Origin of the sequence: Herbaspirillum camelliae (assembly GCF_001929405.1) — a bacterium.
GTDB lineage: Bacteria > Pseudomonadota > Gammaproteobacteria > Burkholderiales > Burkholderiaceae_D > Herbaspirillum > Herbaspirillum seropedicae.
The window spans coordinates 1,448,886-1,467,406 of sequence record NZ_KV880769.1 but is presented as its reverse complement, the minus strand read 5'-3'; the positions used below and the strand labels follow the sequence as shown (position 1 = coordinate 1,467,406).

17 protein-coding genes and 1 pseudogene are annotated in these 18,521 nt (G+C 64.4%); 6 read left to right on the top strand and 12 right to left on the bottom strand.

Annotated features, from left to right (window positions below; all coding sequences use genetic code 11):
• Positions 1–10 precede the first annotated feature (10 nt).
• On the top strand, positions 11–397 hold the full coding sequence (locus BGK68_RS06605; RefSeq protein ID WP_075256424.1) for a VOC family protein: 387 nt from the start codon (positions 11–13) through the stop codon (positions 395–397).
• 136 nt (positions 398–533) lie between these two features.
• Positions 534–989, top strand: a complete 456-nt coding sequence (locus BGK68_RS06600) for an SRPBCC family protein (RefSeq protein WP_013236512.1) — start codon at positions 534–536, stop codon at positions 987–989.
• A gap of 15 nt (positions 990–1,004) precedes the next feature.
• Here the strand turns inward: BGK68_RS06600 and BGK68_RS06595 are convergent, their stop codons facing one another.
• The 4 genes from BGK68_RS06595 to BGK68_RS06580 form a co-directional block, all read right to left on the bottom strand.
• The gene (locus BGK68_RS06595) at positions 1,005–2,675 is read right to left on the bottom strand and encodes a phosphoethanolamine transferase (protein ID WP_075256423.1); all 1,671 of its coding nucleotides are present in this window, start codon (positions 2,673–2,675) and stop codon (positions 1,005–1,007) included.
• Positions 2,676–2,847: 172 nt separating this feature from the next.
• Positions 2,848–4,410 (bottom strand): methyl-accepting chemotaxis protein, encoded by a 1,563-nt coding sequence (locus BGK68_RS06590; protein ID WP_075256422.1) that lies wholly within the window; start codon positions 4,408–4,410, stop codon positions 2,848–2,850.
• Between the two features lie 155 nt (positions 4,411–4,565).
• On the bottom strand, positions 4,566–5,402 hold the full coding sequence (locus tag BGK68_RS06585) for an amidohydrolase family protein (protein ID WP_075256421.1): 837 nt from the start codon (positions 5,400–5,402) through the stop codon (positions 4,566–4,568).
• Positions 5,399–6,640: an MFS transporter gene (locus BGK68_RS06580; protein WP_075256420.1), complete on the bottom strand. Its 1,242-nt coding sequence runs from the start codon at positions 6,638–6,640 to the stop codon at positions 5,399–5,401. Before BGK68_RS06580 ends, BGK68_RS06585 begins: the two co-directional genes overlap by 4 nt.
• Positions 6,641–6,939: 299 nt before the next feature.
• Here BGK68_RS06580 and BGK68_RS06575 point away from each other — a divergent pair, with 299 nt between their 5' ends.
• Entirely contained in the window at positions 6,940–7,674 is a 735-nt protein-coding gene (locus tag BGK68_RS06575) for a GntR family transcriptional regulator (RefSeq protein ID WP_075256419.1), read from the top strand.
• Positions 7,675–7,776: 102 nt separating this feature from the next.
• Here the strand turns inward: BGK68_RS06575 and BGK68_RS06570 are convergent.
• Positions 7,777–8,175, bottom strand: a pseudogene (locus BGK68_RS06570) (type II toxin-antitoxin system MqsA family antitoxin); the annotation flags it as partial.
• A gap of 1 nt (position 8,176) precedes the next feature.
• The gene (locus tag BGK68_RS06565; RefSeq protein ID WP_075256417.1) at positions 8,177–8,473 is read right to left on the bottom strand and encodes a type II toxin-antitoxin system MqsR family toxin; all 297 of its coding nucleotides are present in this window, start codon (positions 8,471–8,473) and stop codon (positions 8,177–8,179) included.
• Positions 8,474–8,907: 434 nt separating this feature from the next.
• On the opposite strand from BGK68_RS06565, the gene yfcF reads away from it, so the two are divergent.
• Positions 8,908–9,585 carry a glutathione transferase gene (yfcF, locus tag BGK68_RS06560; protein WP_075256416.1) on the top strand — a complete coding sequence of 226 codons (678 nt, stop codon included), beginning with the start codon at positions 8,908–8,910 and terminating at the stop codon, positions 9,583–9,585.
• A 104-nt stretch (positions 9,586–9,689) separates the two neighbouring features.
• Here the strand turns inward: yfcF and BGK68_RS06555 are convergent, their stop codons facing one another.
• Positions 9,690–10,946, bottom strand: a complete 1,257-nt coding sequence (locus BGK68_RS06555; protein ID WP_075256415.1) for an MFS transporter — start codon at positions 10,944–10,946, stop codon at positions 9,690–9,692.
• Between the two features lie 461 nt (positions 10,947–11,407).
• On the opposite strand from BGK68_RS06555, the gene BGK68_RS06550 reads away from it, so the two are divergent.
• Positions 11,408–12,130, top strand: coding sequence for a FadR/GntR family transcriptional regulator (locus tag BGK68_RS06550; protein WP_075256414.1), 723 nt, complete (start codon positions 11,408–11,410; stop codon positions 12,128–12,130).
• Between the two features lie 79 nt (positions 12,131–12,209).
• Here BGK68_RS06550 and BGK68_RS06545 read toward each other — a convergent pair whose 3' ends face one another.
• From BGK68_RS06545 to BGK68_RS06525, 5 genes are all read right to left on the bottom strand, one after another.
• Positions 12,210–13,013: a transporter substrate-binding domain-containing protein gene (locus BGK68_RS06545; RefSeq protein WP_075256413.1), complete on the bottom strand. Its 804-nt coding sequence runs from the start codon at positions 13,011–13,013 to the stop codon at positions 12,210–12,212.
• Positions 13,014–13,064: 51 nt separating this feature from the next.
• Positions 13,065–13,859, bottom strand: a complete 795-nt coding sequence (locus BGK68_RS06540) for an amino acid ABC transporter ATP-binding protein (RefSeq protein ID WP_075256412.1) — start codon at positions 13,857–13,859, stop codon at positions 13,065–13,067.
• The gene (locus BGK68_RS06535; RefSeq protein ID WP_075256411.1) at positions 13,843–14,496 is read right to left on the bottom strand and encodes an amino acid ABC transporter permease; all 654 of its coding nucleotides are present in this window, start codon (positions 14,494–14,496) and stop codon (positions 13,843–13,845) included. The genes BGK68_RS06540 and BGK68_RS06535 overlap by 17 nt, the downstream gene beginning before the upstream one ends.
• Entirely contained in the window at positions 14,493–15,326 is an 834-nt protein-coding gene (locus BGK68_RS06530; protein WP_075256410.1) for an amino acid ABC transporter permease, read from the bottom strand. Before BGK68_RS06530 ends, BGK68_RS06535 begins: the two co-directional genes overlap by 4 nt.
• 218 nt (positions 15,327–15,544) lie before the next feature.
• Positions 15,545–16,399: an NAD-dependent epimerase/dehydratase family protein gene (locus BGK68_RS06525; protein WP_075256409.1), complete on the bottom strand. Its 855-nt coding sequence runs from the start codon at positions 16,397–16,399 to the stop codon at positions 15,545–15,547.
• 431 nt (positions 16,400–16,830) lie between these two features.
• Here BGK68_RS06525 and BGK68_RS06520 point away from each other — a divergent pair, with 431 nt between their 5' ends.
• On the top strand, positions 16,831–18,462 hold the full coding sequence (locus BGK68_RS06520; RefSeq protein WP_075256408.1) for a methyl-accepting chemotaxis protein: 1,632 nt from the start codon (positions 16,831–16,833) through the stop codon (positions 18,460–18,462).
• Positions 18,463–18,521 lie beyond the last annotated feature (59 nt).

Sequence of the window (18,521 nt, the reverse complement as noted above, 5' to 3'; positions counted from 1 at the left end):
AGACCCGACCATGATCGACCATACCGGCGTGACCGTCAGCGATTTCGAAAAGAGCAAGGCCTTCTACCTGGCCGCGCTGGCCCCCATCGGCTATACGCTGGTGATGGAGCTGCCGGCCTCGGTGACCGGCCATACCGATGTGGCCGGCTTCGGCGAACATGGCAAGCCGGATTTCTGGATCAGCCGTGGCACGCCCAACCAGCCGCCGGTACACGTGGCCTTCCGCGCCGAGACGCGCCAGCCGGTAGACGCCTTCCACGCCGCCGCCCTGACCATGGGTGGACGCGACAACGGCGGGCCGGGCATCCGCGCCCACTACCATCCCAACTACTATGGCGCCTTCGTGCTGGACCCGGATGGACACAACATCGAGGTGGTCTGCCACTGTCCCGCCTGAGCCGCCTGAGCCACCTGAGCCGCACGGCACGCAGCGCCCTGCTGTCGCGCTTGACTTCGGCGCGCCGACAGCGGAGGCTGCGCCTGTTCCCGCACGCCGAATCCGCCCGTCCGGGCGCCCCTGAAGGAGAGCACCCATGAGCCAGCCGCACACCGTCAAACTCTACCGCGTCCTGCGGGCCAAGCCGGAACGCGTCTATCGCGCCTTCCTCGATCCTGATGCGATGGTGAAATGGCTGCCGCCGCATGGCTTCACCGGCAAGGTCCACCACATGGACGCACGCGTGGGCGGCTCGCACAAGATGTCGTTCACCAATTTCAGCACGGGACAGACCCAGGCCTTCGGCGGTACCTACGTCGAACTGGTCCCCAATGAACGCATCGTCTATACCGACCAGTTCGACGACCCCAACCTGCAGGGCGAGATGAAGGTCACCATCAGCATTGCCGCCTGCCTGGTCGGCAGCGAACTGACGGTGGTGCAGCAGGGCATACCGCCGATGATCCCGCTGGAGTTCTGCTACGCCGGCTGGCAGGAATCGCTGCAACTGCTGGCGCAGCTGGTCGACCCTGAGATTGCCGACGGTCCCTGAGAGGCCATCGGCGCGTCATCCAGGCTGGTTGTAGGGCACGGTGCGCGGCAGGTAAGGCTGGCCATTGATGCGGCGCAGGCCGTGGAAGGGTGGCGCGTGGAAGCTGTCGCTGAGGATATCGCGATGGGGATCGTAGTACACCGAGCGCACGCCCAACAGGCCCAGGATGGTGTGCTCCATCTGGTCGGTCTGGTAGGGCCGGTGTTCCAGCTGGGCCCGCTCTTCGGGGCTCTTGCCGATGAAGGAGCGGGTCCACAGCAGCATGGGGATTTCGTAGCCGCTGGGGTCCGAGGCCGACTGGCCGGCATGGTCGCGGGTATGCCCTACTTCCTGGGCATGATCCGAGCTGAACACCAGGCTGGCATTGTCCTGGGGCGCGGTGCGCATGGTCAGGCGCAGCATGTTGCCCACCACGTAATCGTTGTAGGCGATGGCATTGTCGTATTCGTTGCGCAGCTGGCGAATCCACGGTGAGCGATCGGCGTTCTCCAGCTTTTGCGTGACGCTGTCGCGCACGCCGTCAAAGCGTGCGTAATCGCTGGGATAGCGCATGTCGTAAGTGGGATGCGCGCCCAGCAGGTGGACCACGATCAGCTTCTTCGGGGCCGGGTCCTGCAGGGCGGCCTCCAGGCCCGGCAGCAGGTTGCCGTCGAAATTGTTTTCGCCCCGGCCAGCGCCCTTGTTGATGAAGACCTGCTGGTCGGCGCGCCGGCTGACCACGCCCAGCCAGCCATCGTTAGGCACCTGGTTGGACAGCCAGATCACGCGAAAGCCCGCCTCCCGCGCCAGCATCACCACGTCCGGCTTGCGGCTCCAGGCGTGCGGATCGTCCAGGTCGGCCGGGGTGAGCATCTTCATGAGCGAGCCCATGGTGGCCGGCTCGGATGACACCACATCGCGGAACACCAGCAAATCCCGGCGCATAGCGTCCAGGAGCGGCGTGGTCTGGCGTTCATAGCCATAGAGCGACATGTTGGCGCGGTTCAGGCTCTCGCCGATCACCCATACCAGGGTGTTGCGCTGCGGGCCGGCGTACTGGACCTGCCAATGCGAGGTCTGCGCCATGTTGCTGGCGATATTCTGTTCCATGCTGCGGGCCTGCTCGGTCTGGGCTTGATAGTCCAGATAGCGGATGGGCCAGAACAGCAGCGGGTTTTCCTTGGCCATGGTGGGATTGAAATGCAGGGCCACGAATACCGCCAGCAACAGACCCACACCGGCCATGCCACGCGCACGCCAGGGCGCAGCCGCTTGCCGGGCCTCGCGACGCGCGAGCCAGCGTTCGCCTACCCCGGCCAGGCTCATCATCACCACAAAGGCCAGCACGGCCTGGACCACATCACGCCAGTTGTGGCGGAAGAACTCGCTGCTCTCGGCGGGGTTGGTGTTGAAGATGGCTTGCAGCACCAGGATGGGATTGGGCCGCAGGCCGAAATAATCGCGCAGGAAACCCTTGAGCGCGGCGTCGAGGAAGAACAGGCCGATGATCGACAGGCTGGCGGTGGAGAACAGGCCCGGCCTGCGACGGCACCAGGGAATGACCAGGAACAGGCCGGCAATGCCGGGCAAGGCGGTGGCCATGAGGACGCTGCTCTTGGCCAGTTCGTTGCCACTGATCATGCCCAGGCCCCAGAAGACCGCCAGGCCGCCCAGGCCCAGCAAGAGGCGATTGACTAACTTTTTCAATGCTGACTTTCTGCCGCCCCGACGGCGAAATGTTGAACAACAGACATGTCAGCCTAGGAGTCCCCCGTCCCGATAGACCGCTGCCTGCGCTGGGCGGTAGGACAAGCTCGGCGGCAATTTGTTCTCTCGAGGCGACAAACCGTTCGCGCCGTCCTGGCGCGCCCGGAGCGGATCAACTCGCGTGCGCCACCCCGCGCAGGCGGAAGCGCGCCACCAGCGCGGCCAGTTGGCGGGTCTGGTCGCGCAGGGAGTGGGCGGCGGCAGCGGCCTGCTCCACCAGCGCGGCGTTCTGCTGGGTGCCCTCGTCCATCTGCGTGACGGCGTGGTTGATCTCGTCGATGCCACGGCTCTGTTCGCGGCTGGCCACGGCGATCTCGCTCATCAGGGTCGCCACGCGGGCCACCGAATCGACGATCTCGTGCATGGTCTGGCCGGCCTGGTCTACCAGTTCGGCGCCGGTGGCCACCTGTTGCACCGAGCCCTCGATGAGCATCTTGATCTCGCGCGCTGCCGCTACCGAGCGCTGGGCCAGGCTGCGCACTTCGGTCGCCACCACGGCGAAGCCGCGCCCTTGCTCACCGGCGCGTGCCGCTTCCACGGCGGCATTGAGGGCCAGGATATTGGTCTGGAAAGCGATGCCATCGATCACGCCCGTGATGTCGGCAATGCGCGCCGAGCCGGTGCGGATCTCGCCCATGGTCTGCACTACCTGGTCCACCACTGCGCCCCCTTGCACGGCCAGGCGCGAGGACGTCGCCACCAGTTCATTGGCCTGGTGCGCATGGTCGGCGTTCTGGCGCACGGTGGAGGTCAGCTCTTCCATGGCCGAGGCGGTCTCTTCCAGGCCGGAGGCTTGCGATTCGGTGCGCGAGGACAGGTCGGCGTTGCCGCTGGCGATCTCGCCGGAGGCAGTGTCGATGACGCTGATGCTGCGATGGACCTCGGCCACCATGTTGCCCAGGCTCTGGGTCATGTGGTTCAGGGCCTGCATCAGTTGCCCGGTCTCGTCGGCGCTGTGGACGCGGACCTGGCCGGTGAGGTCGTTGTCGGCCACCTGGCGCGCCAGCTGAAGCGCCTGCGCCAGCGGTTGCGACACGATCCGGGCGATGGCGATGGCCAGCGCCAGGCCCAGCGCGATGCCGGCCAGCAGCAGGCCGATGATCCAGTGCTGGGAGCTGTCATAGATCTGGTCGGCCAGGGTATTGGCTTCTTCCTTGTGGTCGATGCTGGACTGGCGCAGCGTGGCGAACTGCTTGTCGATGGCGCGGTAGGCCTTCAGCGAATCGCCCTTGGTCAGGGCCAGCGCCTCGTCCTTGCGGTTGTCGTGGGACAGCGCAATGATCTTGCGATGCTCGACCAGGTAGGCCGCCAGGGTCTTGCTGACCTGGTCGAAGGAGGCCGCCTCTTCGGGCGTCAACGGCAGCTTGCGGTAGTCATGCTGCAGCTGCGTGAATTCGGCATAGCGCTCGGTCAGCGCCTTTTCCAGCGTGGCCATGCTCTCCTGGTTGCCCAGGATGTGCTGGAACTCGGTGGAGCGCACCCGCGCCAGTACTTTCTCCAGCGTCAGGCTGATGCGTACGCTGGGCTCCCACTTGTGGGCGATCTCGGTGGCGGCGTCGTTGACCTTGTCCATCTGGTAGACCGAGAAGATGCCCAGGCAACTCATCAGCATCAGCACGGCTACAAAGGACAGCAGCAGCTTGGTGGCGATCTTGCGATCCATGAACCATTTCATTGGTGTTACCCCTTCCCTCTCTGAATTCGTCGTATCCATTTCACGCGGCGGGAACATTGGCGTTTCGACATGCGCCGCCGCAAAAAGCAAAAAACCCGGTCCATGCAAGGGACCGGGTTCTGGAGCTGCCGTCTGGCGACGGCGCCCTTCCCTGTTCAGTTGATGCCGAACAACTGGGCCGCTGTCTGGCCCGTGATGATGCGGCGTTGCTCGTCATCGCTCACCAGCTGGATGAACTGCTGCCAGCTATGGTCGTAGTCGGTGAGACTCTCGTGCTGGGTATGCGGCCAGTCGCTGCCCCAGAGCAGGCGCTGCGGTCCGAAATGCGCGCGCAGCAAGGGCCAGGCCTGGCGGGCGAAGCGCTGGCCCTGCTCGGCCCCGCCATTGCGATAGGAGGCCGAGAGCTTGACCCAGACCTGCCCGCCCGCAGCGGTGGAGAGCAGGTAGCGAAAGCCTGGATCATCCACGCCCAAGGCGGCATCGACCCGGCCGAAATGGTCGACCACCACCTTCAACCCCATGGCCAGCAAGGGGGGCAGCACGCGCGGCAGATCCACCGCCTCGCGATGGATTTCCACCTGCCAGCCCAGCTGTGCAATACGCGCCATGGTGTGACGCCAGACGCCCTCGAAGTCCGGCACGGACGCACCGCCCACCAGGTTGAAACGGATGCCCACTACGCCCCCGGCCTGCAGGGCCTGCAGTTGCTGCTCGCTGACGTCGGCGTCGATCATGGCGATGCCGCGCAGCCGCTGCGGATAGCGCGCAATGGCGGCCAGCAGGTAGCTGTTGTCGCTGCCCAGGAAGCTGGGCTGTACCAGCACGCCATGGCTCATGCCATGGGTGTCGAGGCGGGCGATGTATTGCTCGACGGTGACGTCGTAGGTCGGCGCATAGCGGCGTACATCGGCCAGCGGCAGATCGCGGGTGAAGACGTGGGCGTGCGTGTCGATGCGCAGCATCGTCCCGGTCGTCACGCGGGGCTGGCTCATGCTGAGGTTTCCATCTTGCGGCCCTTGGTCTCGGGCAGCATCAGCACGGCCACCACCACCAGCGAATAGGCGATGGCGGCGTCGATGCCGATGGCCTGGCCCAGCGGCATGGAGTCGCTCATGTGGCCCACCAGCACCGGGAAGCCGGCCGACGCCACGCGTCCGAAGTTGTAGCAGAAGCCCACGCCGGTGCCGCGAATGCCGCTCGGATAGAGTTCATTGAAGAGCGCGCCCATGCTGGCCGGGATGCCGGCGGCGAAGAAGCCCAGCGGGAAGCCGCAGACCAGCATCTGGGTGTCCGACAGCGGCAGGAAGATGTAGCACAGCACGGTCGCCACGCAGGCCAGTGCAAAGAACGCCACGGTGCGACGGCGGCCGATGCGGTCCAGCAATTGCGAACTGGCGATGCAGCCGCACCAGAAGGCGACGATGATGACGGCCAGATAGCCGCCGGTGGAGAGCACCGACAGATGCTTCTCGGTCTTGAGGTAGGTCGGCAGCCAGGTCATCAGCGCGTAGTAACCACCGTGCGCGCCCACGCCCAGGAGGCTGCCGATGATGGTCAGGCGCAGCACGTCGGGACGGAAGATGCCCAGCAGGGTGCTGGCCGCAGGCTTGCTGGCAGCGGCCTTCTGGCCGGCCAGGAAGGCGTCGGTTTCCTGCACCGAGCGGCGCACGTAGACCACCAGCAAGGCCGGCAGCAAACCGATGACGAACATCACGCGCCAGGCCATCTCCTGCGGCAGCAGCGAGAACAGCACCGAGAACAGCAGCACTGCACCGCCCCAGCCGACCGCCCAGGCGCTCTGGACGGTGCCCATGGCCTTGCCGCGATGTTCGGCGCGGATGGTCTCGGCCATGAGCACGGCCCCGGCCGCCCACTCGCCGCCGAAGCCGAAGCCCTGCAAGGCCTTGAGCACCAGCAGTTGCGGGAAGCTCTGGGCGAAGGCGGAGAGGAAGGTGAAGAAGGAAAACCAGATGATGGTGATCTGCAGCGTCTTGACGCGGCCATAGCGATCCGACAGGGCGCCGGCGAACCAGCCGCCGATGGCCGAGGCCACCAGGGTGGCGCCGCTGATCAGGCCGGCATCGGCCTTGGTGAGGGAAAAGGCGGCGATCAGTGCGGGGATGGCCAGGCTGAACATCTGCACGTCCAGCGCGTCCAGCGCCCAACCGCTGAAGCAGGCCCAGAAAGTCTTGCGTTCCTTGGCAGTGACCTGCCGATACCATGAAAACATTGTCTCGTCCTCTAAGCTGAAGGCGTGCCGCCCAGGCTCTGCCGCTAAGGACAAGGGAGCGCAAGCAACACTAAGCTGATTGAATTATATGGATGATGACTCATACAGACATATATATGAGTTGACGGAAGATAACACAGGCCTGCCGGTGCAACAACCCTGGTGGCGGGCGTGGTGTTTTCGACAAGAGCCGGGGAGCAGGCTGCCACGCACATTGCTGGGTCGCCCTGCAAGCGTTGTAGGCAGGGCGCGGCGCAGGTAGACTGGAGACTTTCCATCACTGCGAGCCAAGTTGCACCATGCTTGACCAGACCGGCGTCGATGCGCGCCTGCCGCTTTATCTCCAGTTACGTGATCTGCTGGCGACCCAGATCCGCGCCCAGAAGTGGCAGCCGGGCCAGCCCATTCCATCCGAAGCCGAGCTGAGCCAGACCTACCAGGTCGCGGTGGGCACGGTGCGTCGCGCCATTGAAACGCTGATGGCCGAAGGCCTGGTGGAGCGCACGCATGGGCGCGGCACCTTCGTGCGCAAGGCGCGCTTCGACAATTCGCTGTTCCGCTTCTTCCGTTTCGAATCGGCCGATGGCCGTCCGCTCGCGCCCAAGAGCGTGATCGTCAGCCGCAAGCTGGTGGAAGCGCCGGCGCAAGCGGCCGAGGCCTTGCAGCTGAAGCCGCATGCCAAGGTGATCGAACTGCATCGCCTGCGCATGGTGAATGGACAGCCGGTGCTGGCCGAGAACATCTACCTGTGCGCGCAGCGCTTCAAGGCGCTGGCCGACAAGGCGCCGGAAGAGTTCGGCGACCTGCTCTATCCCCTCTATGAGCGTGAATGCGGATTGATCGTCGCCTCTGCGCGCGAGACCTTGACGGTGGAAACAGTAACGGCGGCCCAGGCCAAGCTGCTGGGCCTGAAGGAAAAGACGCCGGTGGTGATGATAGAGCGCATCGCCTTCGGCTCGGACGGCCAGCCGCTGGAGTGGCGGCAGTCGCGGGGCGCGGCGAGCAAGTTCAGGTATAGCGCGGAGATACGCTAGGGCGGCGCCAGAACGCGCTCACTTGCGCGAGCGGGTCCGTAAGCGGCCGGCGCTGGCTTCCTGGACCGAATGGACTGCTTGGCCACGCACGGTCCTGCCGGCGTCGGCGCGCAGTTCACCGAGCAACTCCGGGTGCTTGCGCAACAGGCGCAACAACAGCACCAGCGCACGCGGCGGCTGGATCTTGCCAGCCTCATAGCGATTGAAGGCATTGATCCCTCCGCCGAACAGCAGGCTGGCCTCGCGCTGGCCCAGTTGCAGGGCCTCGCGGGTGGAGATGATTTCGGCGGGATCGATCATCCCGGCGTTGACTTGCCTGTTGAAGGCCAGCGCCTCGGCCGAGATCCTGGCTTCTTCCTCGATGGTCGGCAGACACTCGCCGCAGCGCGGACAATAGTCGCCGGTAACCGCCGCAATGACCGTGGTTTCACCCTTGTAGGCATAGGGCAGATCGCGCGTATCGCGGATCAGGCGCGCGCCTCCGCAATGGGGACATTTCATGTCAGTTCTCCTTGAAGGATACGATCAGCACATCATCAAGCACGGTCAGTTTGACGTAGAGGACACCGTAGCGGGTGGCAGGCCGGTAGACGTCTTGCCAGATTCGGTGATCATCACGGGTGGTCATGCTCTTGCAGAAATCTGCGCTGCTCAACGACGCCACGACGGCCACCATTTCCATTTCATCGATGCCCAGTGCGGCCGCACCGAGAAGAGCGGTGGCCGTCTTGCGGACCTGCCCCTGCCTGAGCAGGGACTTCACGACGGCAAGCTTGTAATGTGGGGTGTGTTTTTCCATACGCATGGTAACCAACCTGGTTATTAATGCCAAGTCGGCGGCAACAAACTAGTTCGAGAAAAGGGGACAAAAGGGAACAGTCTTGCGCCCCGCGGAAGGGCTGATTCTGGCGCGTGTCCTGTGGTTTATGCGCACCACCACAGCAATACCCGGACAATCTCGATTACCATCGTCGCTCAGCCCATCACTTCGTCCAGCGCCAATGCAGACCATGCAGCAGAAGCGATCCCCACTGCCACACCTTGTCGCCGCCGCTGCGGCAGGCCTGGCCGTGTGCGGGCTGAACACCAAGAAACGGTCTCTCCGCTGACGGGGATGCCACGTCCCGTCCGGCGGATCGCCAGGCGGGACGGGATCGCATCGCATTGCTTCCAGAACTCGCCCGGCCCTGCCGGCGCCACGGTTGTCCAACCACTGTTCTTCATGAGGCAAGCATGCAATCCAGTCCTACCGTCCTGTCCCACCCTGTCCCGACGACGCCCCAGGACGATGTCCTGCAGCTCTACGTCGATGCCCAGTTCGCCAGTCCCTACGCCATGTCGGTCTTCGTGGCCCTGCGCGAGAAGCAGTTGCCCTTCACCCTGCATACCCTCGACCTCGACCGCGGCCAGCAGCATGATCCTGACTACGCGCAGCGCTCACTGACCTCGCGCGTGCCCATGCTGCGGCATGGCGCGCTGACGCTGTCGGAATCCTCGGCCATCACGGAATACCTCGACGAAGTCTTTGCCGGCCCGCGCCTCTATCCGCAGGACGCGGTCGCGCGCGCCCGCGCACGGCAGGTCCAGGCCTGGCTGCGCAGCGACCTCATGGCCCTCCGGGAAGAAAGGAATACGCAGGTGGTGTTCTATGGCGTGAAGAAGGCGGCGCTCTCGGAAACGGCCAGCGCGGCGGCGCAGCGCCTGTTCCATTTCGCCGGACAGTTGCTGCCCGCCGGGGCCGATAGCCTCTTTGGCCAATGGTGCATCGCCGATGTCGATCTGGCGCTCATGCTCAACCGGCTGGCCTTGCATGGCGATCCCGTGCCGCCGCGCCTGGAAGACTATGCCCGCCGCCAATGGCAGCGTCCCTCGGTGCAAGCCTGGCTGACGCAGCCGCGCCCTGCGCTGTAAGCGCAGCGGCGCAAAAAAAAAGGCGGCCATGATCCGGCCGCCTTGTCACAACCCGCCTCCGATGTGAGGCGGAACTCCACTGGAGAAATATTTGTTGTCTACGCTTAGGCAATGGCCTCGGAACGCGGGCGGGCGATTGCAAACACTACCGCCACGGCCACCAGGTCGAACGCGGCCAGCAGCACGAACAGCGGACCATAGCCGATCTGCGTGACCAGGATGCCGAAGAGCAGCGTGAACAGGGTCGCACCCAGGTAGCCGCTCATGCCGGTCAGGCCGGTGGCGGTCGCCACCTGGTTCTTGGTGAACACGTCGGAGGTGATCGAATACAGCGCGCCCGACAGCGTCTGGTGGGCAAAGCCGCCGATGGACAAGAGCGCAATGGCCACATAGGGACTATCGACAAAGCCCACGCAGGCCGGCCCGATCATGGAGAGGCTGCCCACCAGCATGACCAGCTTGCGCGAGGTAAACAGCGACACCTTCAGGTGCTTGTGGAACAGCGGGCTGAGGTAGCCACCCAGTACGCAACCGATATCGGCCGCCAGGAAAGGCAGCCAGGCGAACATGGCGATTTCCTTGATGTTCATGTGGCGCTCGGTGGCCATGTACAGCGGAATCCAGGCATTGAAGGTCTGCCAGGCCGGCTCCGACAGGAAGCGCGGGATGGCGATGGACCAGAAGTTGCGGCTGCGCACGATCTTGGTCCAGCTCTCACGCTGCACCTTCTCGGGCGTCTTTTCCTGGCCCTCGAGGATGTAGGCGCGTTCTTCCGGCGAGAGCAGCTTCTGGTCGCGCGGGCTCTTGTAGAACAGCATCCACAGCACGAACCAGACCACACCCAGCGCACCGACCACCACGAAGGACATCTTCCAGCCGCCATGCAGGATGGTCCACACCACCAGGGGCGGGGCGCACAGGGCGCCAATGGACGAACCGATGTTGAACCAGCCGATGGCCACCGAACGTTCCTTGGCCGGGAACCACTCGGTGGAGGCCTTCACGCCGCCCGGAATGCCCGCCGCTTCGGTGATGCCCAGCAGCGCGCGGAAGAAGGCCAGGCTCTGCCAGCCAGTGGCAAAGGCCGCCGCCGCGCACACCAGCGACCAGGCCAGCGCGAAGATGCCAAAACCGATCTTGGTGCCCACGACGTCCAGGATATAGCCCGCCACCGGTTGCATGACGGCATAGCAGATCTGCCAGGCCACCACGATGTAGGAGTATTGCTGGGTGCTCATGTCCAGCTCTTTCATCATCGTCGGGGCGGCCACCGAGAGCGTGTTGCGGGCCAGGTAATTGACGATCAGGGCGAGGGTGACCAGGGTCACCATGTACCAACGGATTCCTCTTACGTACTTCATGGCGTCTCCAAAAGGATTTTTCTTCAAATCGATCAGCGCTAGGCGCTAAGCACTAAACGCTAAGCGTCAATCGTCAAGGCGAGGACGGCTGTGCCCCTCGCGCCCCTGCGTCGGCGGTGGATGTCACGCAGGCAGGCGCGGTACGGCTGGGGTAGTGCGAAGCTCGTGCATCTGGCGAAACTGCTGTCACACCCGTCTCCACATTGTCGTTGTTGTCGCTTTATTTATACGATGTCGTATAAGTAAGTCCGTAATTAGTCGGACTAATTGTGAATGCAGGTGGACAACTCTAATGATGAGCGCCTCGGAAGTCAACCGAAATCGCGCAGATTCTGGCGCTACGGAGCGGCTTTCCGGGGCTCTCCAGCCATCCGCCGGGAAGCCGCTAGTCAGCGCTTGCGCAGGCAGGCGTCCTCGGTCATAGTGTCTCTCAACGAACTCAACGGTAGCAGTCATCGTACATGTTAGATTCCCTCCCACCTTCCCTGGCCGCCAGCCGCACGCATCGCCTGAGTCGCTCGGAACACATCTGCCGGCAGATCATCGCCGCCATCCTGCGCGGTGAACTAGGCGAGAACCGCAAGCTGCCCACCGAGGTGGAGCTGGCGCAACGCTATGAAGCCTCGCGCACCACGGTGCGCGAAGCGCTCTCGCGGCTGCGCTCGGAAGGCATCGTGGTATCGCGGCGCGGCTCGGGCAACTATGTGCAGCGCCTGCCCACGCTGTCCTCGCAGGGCAGCCCGCAGATCGCCAGCATCCATGATGTGGAGCGTTACTATGCCTTCCGCGAATGCGTGGAAGTCGGCGCGGCCGGCATTGCCGCCACGGCGCGCCAGGACGAGGACGTGCAGGTCATGCGCACCGCCCTGCAGGCCTTGCAGCGCGCGCAGCTGGACGGCCAGACCGGAGTGGACGAAGACCTCGCCCTGCACATGGCCATTGCCCGCGCCACCCGCAATCCCTTCTTCATCTCCACCATCGAACATGCGCTGGGGCCGATCCGCCAGTGCATGGAGCTGGCGCAGAACCTGGGCTCGCCGCAGGACGGCGAACGCATCCAGACCATCGACGACGAACACCAGGCCATCATCCAGGCCATCGCCGAAGGCTCGGTTGCAGGGGCCGAAGCGGCCATGCGCGCCCATATCGGCCATGCGCGGCTGCGCATCTTCGAGGGCGGCTGACAGCCCCGCCCCGCATGACGCAACAACGCCGGGCCATGCTGCGCCCGGCGTCATCGGTCACTGCTTCGCGAACAGGCGCTTACGCGGGGTTCTGCACGGAGGCCGGCAGGTCGCGGCCGTGATACTTCTTGTAGATGGCGTTGAGCTTGCCGTTCTTCATGTTGGTCTTGACCCAGCCATCGATCCACTCCTTGAGGCGCGGCTGGTTCTTGTTGATGGCGATGCCCAGATCAAAGGCCTTCTGTTCGAACTTCATTTCCAGGTTCTTGCCCGGCGCTTTCTTCTGCATTTCCTGCAGGTTGGAGGGCGTGCTGGAGAAGACATCCACCTGGCCCGTCACCATCGAGGTGATCAGGGTCGCATCATCCTCATAGCGCATGATCTCGGCGCCCTTGGCGTTCTGCGTGGTCAGCGTATCGTTGGGCGTGGCGCGGGTGACGCCGATGCGCTTGCCGTTGAGATCAGCGTAATCCTTGATGGCCATGTTCTTGGGCGCACCGATGATGAGGCTGATGACGGCATAGGGAGTGGAAAAGTCGATGACCTTCAAGCGCTCCGGCGTGATCGACAGCGAACCCACCACGATATCGGCGCGGTTGGCCTGCAGGGTCGGCACGCGTGCCGCATTGGCCACCGGGATCAGGTCGAGCTGCACGCCCAGGTCCTGCGCGAGCAGGCGCGCAGCCTCGACGTCGGAACCAGCCAGTTGCAGCTTCTCGTCGCTGTAGCCGAACAGCGGCGTGCTCGAGGTGGTGGCGATGCGGATCTTGCCGGCCTTCTTGATATCGTCCAGCTGGTCGGCCAGCGCGGCGTGGGCGGTCAGGCCCAGGACCAGGGCGGCGATGGCGGTGCGCGCGGCGCGGCGCAATGGGGTGTGTTGCATCTTTGATCTCCGTTATTGTATGAATGGGCGGTACAGGGAACAGCGTGTGCGCTACAGGTCGGCGGCCAGGAAGGCTTGCAGTTCGGGGGTGTGCGGATGGTCCAGCATCTCGCCGGGACCGACCTCCCAGACCCGCCCCTGGTGCATGTAGATGATGCGGTCGGCCACCCGCTTGGCAAAGTTCATCTCGTGCGTCACCAGCAGCATGGTCATGCCGTTGGCGGCCAGGTCTTCCATCACCCGCAGCACTTCGCCGGTCAGTTGCGGGTCCAGCGCCGAAGTCACTTCGTCGAACAGCATGACCTTGGGCGCCATCGCCAGCGAGCGGGCAATGGCCACGCGCTGCTGCTGGCCGCCCGAGAGCTGCTCGGGATAGGCGTTGGCCTTCTCGTCGAGCCCGACCTGGGCCAGCGCGGCCAGGGCCACGCGGCGCGCCTCGGCCTTGTCCTGCTGCTTGACGTGGCGCAGCGCCAGCATGACGTTTTCCAGCACGTTCAGGTGCGGGAACAGGTTGTAGCTCTGGAACACGATGCCCACCTCGCGCCGCAGCTTGTGCAGATCCACCTGGGGATCATCGACGCGGATGTCGGCCACCTCGATGCTGCCTGAATCGATACTCTCCAGCCGGTCGATGCAGCGCAGCGCGGTGGACTTGCCGGAACCGGAGGCGCCGATGATGGCAATCATCTCGCCGCGCGCCACTTCGAAGGACACGCCCTTCAAGACCTGGTTGTCGCCGAAGCTCTTGTAGACCTGGTCCAGCTTGACGATGACGGGCTGCGGCTCCCGGGAGGCCGCAACGGGACGCAGATGCGGCGCCGGTTCGGGTTTAGCGATGGCTGACATTGAGCTTTCTCTCCATGGATGCGCTCCAGCGCGACAAGGGATAACAGAGCAGGAAATAGAAGGTGCCGACCAGCAGGAACACCAGGAAGGGCTGGAAGATGGAATTGTTGATGATCTGCCCGGCCCGGGTCAGTTCGACAAAGCCGATCACCGAGGCTAGCGACGTCATCTTGATCAACTGCACCAGGAAGCCGATGGTCGGCGGCAGCGACAGCCGCGTGGCCTGCGGAATGATCACCAGGCGCAGCGTCTGCCAGCGCGTCAGCGACAGGCACTCCGACGCCTCCCACTGCGGACGCGGCATGGCCTCGACGCAACCGCGCCAGATGTCGCCCAGGTAGGCGCTGGTATAGATCATCATCGCCAGCCCCGCCGCCACCAGCGCCGGCAGCACCAGGCCATACACCGACAGCCCGAAGTAGACGATGAAGAGCAGGATCAGCAAGGGAATGCCCTGCACGCATTCGATGAAGAGCATGGCCGGTCGGCGCAGCCAGGCGCGCGGCGAGATGCGCGCCAGCATCACCAGGAATCCGCCCGCGCCGCCGAGCACGAAGGCCAAGGCAGACAGCACCAGGGTCCAGCCGATCGACTGCACCATGAAGAAGAAATAGGTCCAGCTGAAACCGCCCATCATGATGCGCTCCCTTCGATGCGCAGCGAGGCTGCCGTATTGACCGCCACCGGTCGCGATGCAGGATGCACATAGGGCACATGGGCCAGCGGCGCCATGCCCGCCGGATCGGTCGCCGGCAGGCGCGAGACCGGCGAGCGCCGACCCTGTGCGGCAGCCCGGCGCAAGGTGCGGCGGCGCTTGAAGATGGTCTCGCCGATGGCGTAGGCCACCAGCTTGACCAGGATCGCCAGCACCAGGTACAGCGCGGCGACGACGATATAGGTTTCCAGCGAGCGGAAGGTATCGGATTGCACGGTATTGGCAATGGCCGTGAGCTCCTCGGCCGAGATCTGCGAGGCCATCGCCGAGGCCTGCATCATCAGCAGGAACTGGCTGGTCAGCGCCGGATAGACGCGCTCGATAGCGGGCTGCAGCATCACATGCCAGCGGATGCGCCAGACCGACAGGCCCAGGCATTGGGCCGCCTCGATCTGACCGCGCGGCACCGAATCGATGCCGGCGCGGATGATCTCGGCGGCATAGGCGGCGATATTGATGATCATCGCCAGCACCGCCGCCGCGAAGGTCGGCATGCGGATGCCCAGGCTGGCCAGGCCGAAATACAGCAGAAAGATCTGGACGAGGAACGGCGTATTGCGCACCACCTCGATGTAGGCGCTGCAGCTGCGGGCAAGCCAGCGATTGGGGCTGTTCTTGGCGAAGGCGACGAAGATGCCGATGGTCACGCCCACGATGACCGCCAGCGTGGTCATCTTCAGCGTCAGCCAGGCGCCGTGCAGGAACACGGGCCAATAGGGCGCGAGAGGACTGAAGTCGAGAGAGAAGTTCATGGGCGGCCGGGTCCATCAAGGTTTCAGGAAACCGGACATCGGTGCGGCGCGGGCGCGATCCTGCTGCGTGCGAGCGGCCCGGTGTGCCGGGTGCTGCCTTGCTGCGATTCAGGTCAAGCTGTAGCGTGCTGTGCTGCCATGCTGCGCGGCAGAGGACTTCATGCCGCGACGGGGTACGACGGTATTGCCGGGGTCAGACGAAAAGCCTTGTGGACAGATCAATCCGCCAGCGGATCGAAGGGACCGACTGTCGTGAACGCCCCACCCTGCAGGGTGAGCACCGGATCGTCGGGCGCCGGCATGGGCTGCGCTTCCACCTTGGCGCGGAAGATCTCCGAGCTGTCCTTGGGCGCATAGCCCAGGTGCGCAGCGTAGCGGTTGTCCCACCAGGTCTTGGCGTTGGCCGACATGCCGTAGACGATGGTGTGACCCACGTCGGGGATGAACAGCGAACGGCGCAGCAACTGCTCGAAGTCGTCCATGCTCATCCAGCTGGCCAGCATGCGGCGGTTGGTCGCTTCCGGGAAGATCGAACCGATGCGGATGCTCACCGTTTCCACGCCATAGCGGTCGAAGTAGAACTGCGCCATGTCTTCGCCGTAGGACTTGGACAAGCCGTAGTAACCGTCGGGACGCTTCATGTCCCGCGCATCGATGCGCTCGTCCTGGCCATAGAAACCGGTGACGTGGTTGGAGCTGGCGAAGATGACGCGCTTGACGCCATGTCGGCGCGCCGCTTCGTAGATGTGGAAGACGCCCTTGATGTTGGCTTCCAGGATTTCCTCAAAGGGACGCTCCACCGAAACGCCGCCCAGGTGGATGATGGCCTCGCAACCTGCCACCATGGCATCGACCGCAGCGCGGTCGGCCAGGTCGCAACCCAGCACTTCCTCGTGCGCCGCAGCGGGATCGACCGCTGCCATGGCACTGGCCAGATCCGCCACCCGCACGACCTCGGCGAAGCTGGCCAGGCGCGGGCGCAACTGCTTGCCCACGCCGCCGGCTGCACCGGTGAGCAAAAGGCGCGAAAAACGGGCGGTCTGCCACGCAGCAACATCCTGGTCCTGGCTCATGCAGCCTGTCTCCTGAAACTATTGATCGTTATGTTTGCTTGACGTGAACGCCGAACGGACATCTTGTACGTCGTCGTATCACTTGGTGGATTATTCCTTGCGGGCTTCCTGCTTGTCAATCAGATTTGCGGACAGTGAAGCGACGTTCGCGTAGGAAAATCTCGCACAACCTCACGAAAAAAGAGACTCAAAAGACACTCTTCTCTCATCAAAACCACGCTAACTGCATTTATCCTCGACAAACCCGAGTCAAGCCCCGAAAAACCTGGAGGCCCCGGAAGAGCTCATCTAGAATGGCCGGTCCAAGGAAAAACCCCGTCGCCGGACCTCCACCGCCTCCCAGCACGCGCGGCATGGCTAGGCTTTCCTCCCTGTTCCCGCACGTCCGCTGCGCCGCGAAGCCGGACTCACACAAGAAGTAGCGACTGTCCATGAATCAACTGAGCAAACTGAAGATCGGGACGCAATTGCGTCTCGGTTTCGGCATCGTCATTGTCTTGATGCTGATCCTCATCACCTTCGCCCTGATGCGCATGAACGCCATCTCGGCCGCCGTGCAATACCAGGAAACCGTCACCGACACCAAGCTGGAGCCGCTCTACGTAGCGCGTGAAGCGCTGGACCAGACCGGTCTGGCCGCACGCAACGCCTATATCTTCCATGACCAGGCCGAGGCCCTCAAGGAACTGGACCTGCTCGACCAGCAGAAAGCACTCTACCTGGACGCCCTGCGCCAGCTCGAACCGGTACTGGCCGGCCAAGCCCAGTTCGAGAAGGCCAAGGCTGGCCTGTTGGCCATGGCCGAAGAACTCAAGCGCCCGCGCAAGTACCGCGAATCCGGGCAGATGGAGGCCTATGGCGAATTCCTGGTCAAGGAATGCAGCCCCTTGCGCCGCCAGATCGTGCAAGACATCGATGCGCTGCTCAAGGTAGTGCAACGTGAAACCAAGGCCGCCGGCGACCGGGCCGACGCGCTCTTCGCCAGTTCACTGCGGCTCATCATGGCCTGCGCGGCGATCATCCTAGGGGTCAGCATCGCCACGGCCTGGCTGATCCGCAAGAGCCTCCTGGGCCAGCTAGGCGGCGAGCCGCGCTACGCGGTGGAGATCACCGGCCGCATCGCCCACGGCGAATTGTCCGCACCGGTGGACACGGCGCCGGGCGACCGTTCCAGCCTGCTCTATGAAATCCGCGTGATGCGCGACAAGCTGGCCTCGCTGGTGCAACAGGTGCGGGTCGGCACCCACGCCATCGCCGACGCCTCTTCGGAAATCGCCGTGGGCAACCAGAACCTCTCCGAGCGCACCGAACAGCAAGCCGATACGCTGGAAAAGACCGTGGCCGCCATGGACCAACTGACCCAGGCCGTGCGCCGCAACGCCGACAACGCGCAACAGGCCAACCAGCTGGCAGGCTCAGCCTCGGACGTGGCCAGCCAGGCCGGCACGGTGGTGCAGCAGGTGGTCGATACGATGGGTCAGATCGATGCGTCTTCGCGCAAGATCGTCGACATCATCGGCGTCATCGACGGCATCGCCTTCCAGACCAACATCCTGGCCCTGAACGCCGCCGTGGAAGCGGCGCGCGCCGGCGAACAGGGACGCGGCTTCGCCGTGGTGGCCTCGGAGGTGCGTTCGCTGGCGCAGCGCTCGGCCTCAGCCGCGCGTGAGATCAAGTCGCTCATCGACAGTTCGGTCAGCAGCGTGACCGATGGCAGCCGCCTGGTGGAACAGGCCGGCGCCACCATGCAGGACGTGGTGGACAGTGTGCAGCGCGTGAGCGCCGTGGTGGCCGAGATCAGCGCGGCCAGCCAGGCCCAGAGCGATGGCATCCTCGAGGTCAACACCGCCATCGCCCGCCTCGACGAGAACACCCAGCAGAATGCCGCGCTGGTCGAAGAAGCCGCAGCAGCGTCGCAATCGATGAGCCAGCAGGCCGATCACCTGAACCAGCTGGTGGGCGCCTTCAAGCTGAGCCCAGCGCAGATGGAAGGACAGCCTCCTCACCTCGAAAGCCGGAGCATCGACGTGACGCCTGCCCAGGCCCGTCTGGGCATGCGCTGAGCCCCTGCCCTCGCCCTTGCAAAACGCCGCCATGACCGAGGTCGTGGCGGCGTTTTTTC

Bases quoted from the DNA above. Each gene is read 5' to 3' on its own strand.
- BGK68_RS06580 (WP_075256420.1), bottom strand. From the start codon at position 6,640: ATGTTTTCATGGTATCGGCAGGTCACTGCCAAGGAACGCAAGACTTTC.
- BGK68_RS06540 (WP_075256412.1), bottom strand. From the start codon at position 13,859: ATGTCAGCCATCGCTAAACCCGAACCGGCGCCGCATCTGCGTCCCGTT.
- BGK68_RS06550 (WP_075256414.1), top strand. From the start codon at position 11,408: ATGTTAGATTCCCTCCCACCTTCCCTGGCCGCCAGCCGCACGCATCGC.
- BGK68_RS06535 (WP_075256411.1), bottom strand. From the start codon at position 14,496: ATGATGGGCGGTTTCAGCTGGACCTATTTCTTCTTCATGGTGCAGTCG.
- BGK68_RS06530 (WP_075256410.1), bottom strand. From the start codon at position 15,326: ATGAACTTCTCTCTCGACTTCAGTCCTCTCGCGCCCTATTGGCCCGTG.
- BGK68_RS06545 (WP_075256413.1), bottom strand. From the start codon at position 13,013: ATGCAACACACCCCATTGCGCCGCGCCGCGCGCACCGCCATCGCCGCC.
- BGK68_RS06555 (WP_075256415.1), bottom strand. From the start codon at position 10,946: ATGAAGTACGTAAGAGGAATCCGTTGGTACATGGTGACCCTGGTCACC.
- BGK68_RS06565 (WP_075256417.1), bottom strand. From the start codon at position 8,473: ATGGAAAAACACACCCCACATTACAAGCTTGCCGTCGTGAAGTCCCTG.
- BGK68_RS06590 (WP_075256422.1), bottom strand. From the start codon at position 4,410: ATGAAATGGTTCATGGATCGCAAGATCGCCACCAAGCTGCTGCTGTCC.
- BGK68_RS06605 (WP_075256424.1), top strand. From the start codon at position 11: ATGATCGACCATACCGGCGTGACCGTCAGCGATTTCGAAAAGAGCAAG.
- BGK68_RS06520 (WP_075256408.1), top strand. From the start codon at position 16,831: ATGAATCAACTGAGCAAACTGAAGATCGGGACGCAATTGCGTCTCGGT.
- BGK68_RS06600 (WP_013236512.1), top strand. From the start codon at position 534: ATGAGCCAGCCGCACACCGTCAAACTCTACCGCGTCCTGCGGGCCAAG.
- BGK68_RS06585 (WP_075256421.1), bottom strand. From the start codon at position 5,402: ATGAGCCAGCCCCGCGTGACGACCGGGACGATGCTGCGCATCGACACG.
- BGK68_RS06575 (WP_075256419.1), top strand. From the start codon at position 6,940: ATGCTTGACCAGACCGGCGTCGATGCGCGCCTGCCGCTTTATCTCCAG.
- yfcF (WP_075256416.1), top strand. From the start codon at position 8,908: ATGCAATCCAGTCCTACCGTCCTGTCCCACCCTGTCCCGACGACGCCC.
- BGK68_RS06525 (WP_075256409.1), bottom strand. From the start codon at position 16,399: ATGAGCCAGGACCAGGATGTTGCTGCGTGGCAGACCGCCCGTTTTTCG.